This window comes from Enterococcus sp. DIV2371 (assembly GCF_050498525.1).
Lineage (GTDB): Bacteria > Bacillota > Bacilli > Lactobacillales > Enterococcaceae > Enterococcus_B > Enterococcus_B mangumiae.
Map to the genome: position 1 here is coordinate 1 of NZ_JBIPAJ010000003.1, position 4,226 is coordinate 4,226.

Below are 4,226 nucleotides of genomic sequence, written 5' to 3' on the forward strand. Positions count from 1 at the left end.
TCCCACTCATTCTCAAAGAAAAAAAAGATATGCTATAATCACACATGGCAACTTGCCCCGAAAGGGGGTGTTCTCTTTGCTAGAAAAACTCATCACGTTAGTTATCGCACCACTTTTTGTAGGGTTAGTCATCGAACTAATTTCTCACTGGTTAGACGAGAAAGACGATAACTAAAGCAAGTTGCTTTCTAATCCACACGTTTGTTTCCACCACAAGCGCAAAAAAATCCCAACCTACGGACATAGGTTGGGATTTTGTGTTCTCTTGCAAAAACTCATCACGTTTCCACACTGCTATTATAACAAGCAATAACTAAAAAATCAAAGACACAAGACCTTGGGGAATGTCATTCCCCAAACCCCTTGAGCCTCCTCCTGCCGAAATGGAAGGGCGAACCCGCTGTTTATTTCATTCAGCTATCGGCTTTCACAATCTAACACGACCGTTCCGCTACCAGTCGCCTTACAGGCTCCATTCTCGCTCCTCTAACGTGTTTTAACGATTGCGCCGATAACTAAACGAAATAAACGCTAAAACCGTTCAGAACGCAAAATAGAGCTTTTCATGACATGTTGACACCAAGACATAAAATCATCTAGCCAACCCTTTTATTTTGCTTAGGAACGAATCAATCATAGCCTTTAATTGCTCCATAAATTGTTCTAAACGATTGCCTTGTATCAAACCTTTTTTCTTGTTTTCCTTCAGAGTGTCCAACCATTCTTCCGCAACCTTTTTGTTTTTTGGTTTAATACCACGCTCAAGTTTACTCATGACCAAACGCCCCTCATATTCGATTTCAGGCATTTTAGAAGGGTCATGTCCTAATTCCTTTAGTTTATCTTCAAAAACCCTAGAATCGTCTCTCACGCCATCAAAACGGCCTTCTAAATCTTTTTTCTCCGAGATCAACTCATCACGACGTTTCGCCACTTGTTGGTTTTCTTTTTTTAATTTCCCATTCTCCTCTGATAGCTTCTCGTTTTTCCGCTCCAGCTTATGATTTTCTTGCAAAGTCTTAGCAGCCTTCTTCTCAACGCCAACCACGAACTGCCGTAACTTTTGAAAATCTTCTTTACTCACTACACGCTTGCCAGTAAGCGTTCGAGACAGTTTGTTCTCAAAATCAATCAGCTTTTTTTGCGTGTCATGCACACTTTCCATTTTTCCTTCTAGAGCATTTACTTGTTTTACTTTCTTTTGCAATGACTTATTTTTACTTGTTAATTCCGCTCTCACTTGACTAATATCACGTTCTAAATCTTTTGAGAAACGCTTTAATTCTTCAACGTTTTTCACTGGATAGGTCTTGTCGTTCAAAATACCGCCTTGATAAATCTCTGGTATTTTTTCCTTTAAGTGTCGGTCTAAATCTTGGTGGAACGTCTGCAATTCTTTGCGGTTCAACACTAGTTTGGCAGATACTTTCTCACGCTGTTTCTTTTCATCAAAGGTCACAGGAACAAAAGAAAAATGCATATGCGGTGTTTTTTCGTCATTGTGTACGACACCAGCAAGGACATTTTTCTCACCATAACGATCCGCAAGAAAATCATATGTTTCCTCAAAGAAACGTTTTTGCGACCCTTCAGACGCTCCTTTCAATTCTTCAGGAAGCGTGACAACCCAATCAGCCATGACTTTTACATCTGCCCGATTCAGACAATGAACCTCGTCTAAGCGTTCAGAAAGCCGAGCATTCATATCACCGTCTTTGTCACACAAATCATAGTTTTTTTCTGTTCGGTCCACATCAATATCCTTGTTTGAGTGGTTCAAGGTTTTCCGTTCAATGTGAATGGAAAGACCGCCAACCGCTCCTTTTGTAAATTTTTGTACGTGAGCCATCGTCAGCCCTCCTAAACTTGATGCGTTCATCATATCATGGTGCGAGAGCCAAAACAAATTTGGTATAGCGTGTTATACCATACTTCGTATGGACACGCTCTGCCGAGGGTTGTCGTTCGCCTGAAGGCGACCGATTGCCTGCGCTCAAACTGTCATTTCTGCCTTCGCAGAAACTCCACTTTTCACTCCGTCAAAAACCCAAGCCCCCTTTTTTTGTTCGCTTACGCAACAAAAAAAGCAACAGCCTTTCGACTGTTGCCTTATCATTCCTGAATCATGCGCCAAGTTTGCGCCATGGATTCAACGAATGATTCAACCCTTTTCGGCTGCTCGATTGCCATTTCCATAATTGCAACGAATTGCCGATACATCAAACGATACTTGTTCTTTTCTCTTTCTGATAATTCCGATTCCTGAAGCTTTTCTTCGATTTCTTCCAGCACATCAGGCAAGAAATAAATCTGTTGATCATGTTCTTTTTTTCCAGAAAGCAGATAATCAAGCGACGTACCCAAGACGTCCGTTAACTCATCAAATTTTTCAAAACCAGGAAAGACTGATTGTTCTTCCCAAGCTTGTACCTCTTTTTCAGAAATATCACGTCCGATATAACTTGCTAAATCTTGCCTTGTCAGGCTTTGTTTCTCTCTTAGTTCCTTGATTCTGATTCCTACGCTTTGCATTGATTCTGTCATAATATGACCTCCAAATAAGATTTTTATTTAGAAGCCCCATACAAAATATGCTAGAATAAACTAGCAATCTCTTCGGATTGTTTGGGGCTTACTTCCTGTTTTAGTCGGCGGGTGTAAGCCCCTATTTATTTTTGCGTTACCCCAATTTCGGGTAACAACTCATTCATCAACTGCCAATACTTCTCTATATTTTCCAACTCTTCAGACGGCAACTGAAATAAATCGAGATTCAGCATTTCCTTGAATTGCTGGTACAGTAAGACATAAAAATTATTCGGTGTATCGATTGGAATATTTTTTCTTGAAAGATACGCAATTAGTCTTGCAGTTACACCTTTTGACAACTCATTCAATAATTCGATTTTTACCGTTTTTTCATATTCAATCATTTTTGACACCTCTTTTACGTCGTTGATAATTCCCATCAAAGTATAAACGCAAAAGCCCAGCTTTAGCTGAAACAACATCATTAATTTGATTCATACTAGGAAGCCCATAGTCATCACCACGTGCTTCTACAAACTCATACAAATCAATAATATTTTCAAGCTGATATTTACGAATAAGCGCAAAAATCAAATTTGCCAATTCACGTTTTTCACTTTCATCAAGAGTCACATATCGGTCAATATCGAAATCATTGATATAGACAATATTTTTCTTATCGTATCTATGCTTATTCTTCTTAATGGCATCAGAACTTTCATGTGTCAGATATTGAAAGTAATATTCAACACTATCCACGATTTCAATATGAGAAATAGAATTGTTACCTAATGCACGTTTTACCTTTATCCTTACACTTTCAGCAGTCACAGGATTTCGTGCAATATACAATACATGATAATGCGGTTTTTTAAAAACTTTCCCACCATTTCTAACAATAGCCTTTTCATTTTCAGACATATCTTCAAATTTACGTTCTGTTTCATCCAAATCATGTAGAGGACTAATTGCCATAGGAACACCTAACTTAATTAGACATTCTTGCCAGTCTTCGGGAATACTTTCAGGATAGATAATAAATGCGAAATTTCTAGCTTTAACCTTTGTTTTATCAGTAGCCATATAGTATAATACCCTTAGAAAATAAAGCATTTTTTGCACAGAGCGGTCTTTTGCCAGGACGCTCTTTTTTTATGCTCATTTTTCCCCTTTCTTGTTTTTTTCAACTACACTTTGCATATAATTTCGGACATCATAAGTTACGATTTTGCCTTCTTTTTGAAGAATTTCTTTGTATTCAGAGTACATATTTTTCGGTACACGAATAGTAACAACTTGAAATTCCGTATCTTTATTTTCCCTAGCCATAGATTTCACTCCTCGCTCTATTCATCATAATTCTACATCATTATACAACTATATTAAAATATGCGCAACTATATATAAAAACCAAAGTGTTGGTACTTTGTTGGGATTTTGTTGGGACACCCAGACACGCCTTTATCCCTTGTGGCAGTAAGGGTGAAAAGGTCTAAACTTAAAATTTGGCACTCGGCACTATAAGGGGGGTCGTAGTACGGAAGCAAAATTCGCTTCCTCGCCCCCCAGTTGTCCCAAATTCCAAATTTTTTTCAAAAATTTTCCAGCGCTTCCGCTCGGCAAAATCGCAAGCGATTTTTAAGGGGGTGTACATATTATGTACATTTAACCGCCTGTTAGAAGGGGCTGTTAAATTT

Annotated in this window: 7 protein-coding genes; 1 reads left to right on the top strand and 6 read right to left on the bottom strand. The window is 38.5% G+C overall.

The features are described 5' to 3' along the window. Positions 1-76: 76 nt before the first annotated feature. A complete protein-coding gene (locus IGL24_RS15400) occupies positions 77-175 on the top strand; it encodes a type I toxin-antitoxin system Fst family toxin (RefSeq protein WP_113993924.1) in 99 nt (32 codons plus the stop codon). 417 nt (positions 176-592) lie between these two features. Here the strand turns inward: IGL24_RS15400 and mobV are convergent, their stop codons facing one another. The 6 genes from mobV to IGL24_RS15430 all read right to left on the bottom strand — a co-directional run. Further along, positions 593-1,849, bottom strand: a complete 1,257-nt coding sequence (mobV, locus tag IGL24_RS15405) for a MobV family relaxase (RefSeq protein ID WP_429968526.1) — start codon at positions 1,847-1,849, stop codon at positions 593-595. Positions 1,850-2,112: 263 nt separating this feature from the next. After that, positions 2,113-2,544, bottom strand: a complete 432-nt coding sequence (locus tag IGL24_RS15410) for a helix-turn-helix domain-containing protein (RefSeq protein WP_429968527.1) — start codon at positions 2,542-2,544, stop codon at positions 2,113-2,115. Between the two features lie 125 nt (positions 2,545-2,669). Next, on the bottom strand, positions 2,670-2,933 hold the full coding sequence (locus tag IGL24_RS15415; RefSeq protein WP_207699586.1) for a hypothetical protein: 264 nt from the start codon (positions 2,931-2,933) through the stop codon (positions 2,670-2,672). After that, positions 2,926-3,612 (bottom strand): Rep family protein, encoded by a 687-nt coding sequence (locus tag IGL24_RS15420; protein ID WP_207699585.1) that lies wholly within the window; start codon positions 3,610-3,612, stop codon positions 2,926-2,928. Before IGL24_RS15420 ends, IGL24_RS15415 begins: the two co-directional genes overlap by 8 nt. A gap of 75 nt (positions 3,613-3,687) precedes the next feature. Further along, positions 3,688-3,858: a transcriptional regulator gene (locus IGL24_RS15425; protein ID WP_104890216.1), complete on the bottom strand. Its 171-nt coding sequence runs from the start codon at positions 3,856-3,858 to the stop codon at positions 3,688-3,690. 169 nt (positions 3,859-4,027) lie between these two features. Next, positions 4,028-4,226: hypothetical protein (locus IGL24_RS15430; protein WP_429968528.1), on the bottom strand; the 199-nt coding region annotated here is incomplete at its 5' end.

Bases quoted from the DNA above. Each gene is read 5' to 3' on its own strand.
- mobV (WP_429968526.1), bottom strand. From the start codon at position 1,849: ATGGCTCACGTACAAAAATTTACAAAAGGAGCGGTTGGCGGTCTTTCC.
- IGL24_RS15410 (WP_429968527.1), bottom strand. From the start codon at position 2,544: ATGACAGAATCAATGCAAAGCGTAGGAATCAGAATCAAGGAACTAAGA.
- IGL24_RS15415 (WP_207699586.1), bottom strand. From the start codon at position 2,933: ATGATTGAATATGAAAAAACGGTAAAAATCGAATTATTGAATGAGTTG.
- IGL24_RS15420 (WP_207699585.1), bottom strand. From the start codon at position 3,612: ATGGCTACTGATAAAACAAAGGTTAAAGCTAGAAATTTCGCATTTATT.
- IGL24_RS15425 (WP_104890216.1), bottom strand. From the start codon at position 3,858: ATGGCTAGGGAAAATAAAGATACGGAATTTCAAGTTGTTACTATTCGT.